This is a genomic window from Desulfovibrio sp. (assembly GCF_019424165.1).
Taxonomy (GTDB): Bacteria; Desulfobacterota; Desulfovibrionia; order Desulfovibrionales; family Desulfovibrionaceae; genus Desulfovibrio.
In genome coordinates this window covers 87,588-91,519 of the sequence record NZ_JAHZAA010000006.1, presented here as the reverse complement: position 1 = coordinate 91,519, position 3,932 = coordinate 87,588, and the positions used below count along the sequence as shown (strand labels likewise).

The following is a 3,932-nucleotide window of genomic DNA, read 5'->3' as shown; positions in this document are numbered from 1 at the left end:
ATGACCGGCGATGCCGGCAAGACCTTTGACAAACTGCTGGCCTATGCGCAGGGCGGGCAGGCATAGCCCCGACGCTGCCTGTTGTTTGTGAGAAAGTACAATGCTCTGCGCGGTCTCCGTAAAAACGCATGTCTCTGAATGTCCTTGAGGCCCAACCCCACTCTGGCCCCGGCACGCAGTTGAGACACAGCCCGCAATCGCGTTTTTTATGCGCAGCAGCTCCGGGCGCTCTTTCCTACAGAGAGAGCGCCCGGTTTTCATTTTTTCACGCAACGTGTGACTCTTTCCTTTACGACTCACGCGGAAATACAAGTCTCTTTTGCATTGTTTTGGGAGTGCTCTGTGAAAACATTCTTTAATTCAGCGCTGTTGCCGGTATGGCATGTTTATTGCCTTTTATTAAGGCAACAAGCCGGGCAGGGCTTGCAATACGCGCGGTCTGAATCAAGCAAGTGGCAGTCGCCAGCAAGGAGGGTGTGGAATATGTCTGCTGAAAGAGCCGTGAAGCTTTTTTGTCGCCAGACCAGCCCTTGTCGGATGCGCAGAATGTTTTGTTGAACTATGGGATTTTGATTTCAGAGCTGTTTATGGCCGCAGTCCAACATTTTTAAGGAGTGAACTTCCATGTCAGCAAAGAACACAAGTGAATATGTCAGCGGGGATATAAAAAACGTATGGCATCATCTGATGCTGCATCAGGGCAATGCCCCTATGATAGCGGTAGAGGGTAAGGCGCTGTACCTCAAGGATATTACCGGCAAAGAATATCTGGATGCCACCTCCGGCGGCGTCTGGTGCGTGAACGTGGGCTACGGCCGTGACCGTATCGCCAATGCCGCCGCCGAGCAGATGAAAAAGCTGCCTTTTTATGCGGCCAGTTGCGGCTCCCAGCCTGCCATTGATTTTTCTGAAAAGCTGCTTTCGCACATGCCGGGCCTTTCCCGCGTATATATTTCCAGCAGCGGTTCAGAGGCCAATGAAAAGGCCTTCAAGATGGTGCGCCAGATTTCCCACCTCAAGCACGGCGGCAAAAAATATAAAATTATTTATCGCGACCGCGACTACCACGGCACCACCATCAGCACCCTGAGCGCCTGCGGTCAGGAAGAGCGCCGTGAGCAGTATGGCCCCTTTACTCCCGGTTTTGTGGAATTTCCCGCTTGCCTGGCCTACCGTTCACCCTATCCTGAAGGCACGAAAAACCTGGGCGAAAAGTTTGCCCGCGAACTGGAAGCCGTGGTGCTGAAGGAAGGCCCCGATACAGTGGGCGCCGTTATTCTGGAACCGATTACGGCTGGCGGCGGCATCATCGTGCCTCCGGAAGGGTACTATGAAACCATTGCTGAAATATGCAAGAAATACGGCATCCTGATCATTATGGATGAAGTGGTCTGCGGTCTTGGCAGAACGGGCAAATGGTTCGGCTACCAACACTTCAATATCCAGCCCGACATTGTGACCATGGCCAAGGGTGTTGCCAGCGCCTACATGCCCATTTCCTGCACCGTGACCACCGAAGAAGTGTTTGCGGCCCTGCAGAATACCACCGACAAGCTCTCGTATTTTCGCGATATCAGCACCTTCGGTGGCTGCCTTGCCGCCCCGGCTGCGGCCCTTGAAAATATCAAGATCATTGAAGAAGAAAATTTGCTGGATAACGTTGTGGCCATGGGCGACTACCTGCAGCAGGGGTTGCAGGAACTGCTTTCGCACAGCAATGTAGGCGATGTGCGCGGCAAGGGCCTTTTGCAGGGCATTGAATTTGTTGTGGACAAGGCTTCAAAAACGCCTCTTGAAGAAGAAAGGGTCATCGCGGTTTGCGGCGCCATGGCCAAGCGCGGCGTGCTTGTGGGCAGAACAAACCGTAGCTTTGTGGGCCGAAACAATATCGTTAACGTGGCTCCGGCCTATATCGTGACCAAGGACCAGATCGATACCATTCTCAAGGCGCTGCGCGAGTCCATAACCGAAGTTCTGGGCTAGCGCGCAGTTTGCCGGGTTGATTCACGGCGGCAGCCTGTCTGCCCTCCGGCATTAGTGAGCCTGCCGGTAGGCATCGGGTAACCCGCAGAGGACGGCCGGGCAAACCATCAGGGACCGCTTCAGAAAATATTCTGGGCGGTCCCTGTATTTTATGGGGGGTCAGCTTCTTTTTTTCTCGGTGACGGGAATGCGCAATTGCTTGGCCTTGCGCACCACAGTGGACTGGCTGATGCCAAGCCTGGCAGCCGCCTTGTAGGTGCTGCCCGTAGCTTTCAGGGCTTCGCTGATGAGGGAGCGCTCCAGATTTTCAACGGCTTCCCTGAAAGAAAGATTTGCATCGGCCTGACCGGGCAGGGACTCATCCTCTTCGTCTTCGCAGATGCCGGGCAGATCACCGAGCAGGTAGGCGGGCAGGTCGCGCATGGATATGACGCTGCTTTCGGTCATGGCTGCCAGAAAGTCCACCGCTGCGCGCAGTTCGCGCACATTGCCCGGCCAGGAGTGCTTGCTGAAGCAGTCAATAACGCTGGGCGAAAATGTTTTTATGGTGTTGTAGCGGGTGCAGGCCTTGTCCAGAAAGGTCATCATGAGAGAGGGGATGTCTTCGGGATGTTCCCGCAGGGGCGGCATGTTTATGCTCAGCACGCGCAGGCGGTAATACAGGTCGGCCCTGAACAGGCCGCTGTTTACAAGCTGGTCCAGTGGCCTGTTGGTGGCGGCGATGATGCGCACATCCACACTCAGTTCCTTTTCGCCGCCGATCTTGCGAAATCCCTGTCCATCAAGCACATGCAGGATCTTTGCCTGCATGCTCAGGGGCAGTTCGCCTATTTCGTCCAGCAGCAGGGTTCCTTTGTCGGCCAGGCCGAAATATCCTTTTTTGCCCGAGCGGCTGGCTCCGGTAAAGGCCCCTTTTTCATAGCCGAACAGTTCCGACTCAATGAGCGTCGGGGGTATGGCCGCACAGTTGACAGAAATGAACGGCCCGCCGGCACGTGGGCTTTTCTGGTGTATGTAGGACGCGGCATAGGTTTTTCCTGTGCCGGTTTCGCCAAGAATAAGAATGCCCGAGGGCGCCCTGGCCGCTTTTTCAAGTTCGGATACGCAGCGCCGCATGACCTTACCCGTAGCAACGAATTTTTTTTCGCTGCTGTGTTGCAGGGCTGCTGCTTCGGCTTGGCGCAAAAAAGCGGTTCGCTCGGCATCCGCCAGCCGCCGTTGCAGGGTTTCAAGCTCGGTGAGGTCGCGGATGCAGGCCACCACGCGCCAGATGTTACCCTGTTGATCAAAAATGGGTGTACTTGTATTAAGGCAGCGGGTTCCGTTGGGATAGTCGTCGAATCTGGTGACGATCTTTCTTTGTGCAAGGGCTTCCAGTGTTACCGCCGCAGAAAATTTGCCTTCCAGCACGGGAATGGTGACAGACTTGCCGATCATTTCTTCAGGTTCAATGTTGGCGATGCGCTTCATGGCCTTGTTGACGTGCAGGGTTGTGCCGTTGCTGTCAATAATCCACATGCCGTCATACATGGAGTCCATGATGGCGTGCAGTTCCTGATACAGGAGGTGCACGTCGGGCTGGGCGTCTGCCGCGTTGTTTTCATGCAGCAGAACAAATCTGCGCCTGTTTCTCCCGGGGTGGGAGTCTTCGCTGTTCAGCCACTTCCAGCAGAGCGTCCATTTGCCGCAGGGCAGGCTGATGTCCGTGGGGACATCCGGTTCGCTTGCTTGCACCTTTTTGGACAATTCGTGGCTGCAATATAGCTCAAGTGTTCTTAAAAAAGAATTATTACTGTCTTGTGTTGAGGGGGCACCTTCTTTACTGCCTGATAAGTCATTGCTTATTTTCTGCGTAAGTAAGTGATACGAATGACTACATGCTTCAATAGTCCATTGTTTATCACTGCAAACAAGAGCACAGCTACTGGATGGTATTAAATTGAGCAGAT

Annotated in this window: 2 protein-coding genes; one reads left to right on the top strand and one right to left on the bottom strand. The window is 54.2% G+C overall.

The features are described 5' to 3' along the window. Nucleotides 1-624: 624 nt before the first annotated feature. Nucleotides 625-1,983: an aminotransferase gene (locus QZ377_RS04365; protein ID WP_291439860.1), complete on the top strand. Its 1,359-nt coding sequence runs from the start codon at nt 625-627 to the stop codon at nt 1,981-1,983. Nucleotides 1,984-2,142: 159 nt separating this feature from the next. Here QZ377_RS04365 and QZ377_RS04360 read toward each other — a convergent pair whose 3' ends face one another. Next, nucleotides 2,143-3,729, bottom strand: coding sequence for a sigma 54-interacting transcriptional regulator (locus tag QZ377_RS04360; protein WP_365854150.1), 1,587 nt, complete (start codon nt 3,727-3,729; stop codon nt 2,143-2,145). Nucleotides 3,730-3,932 lie beyond the last annotated feature (203 nt).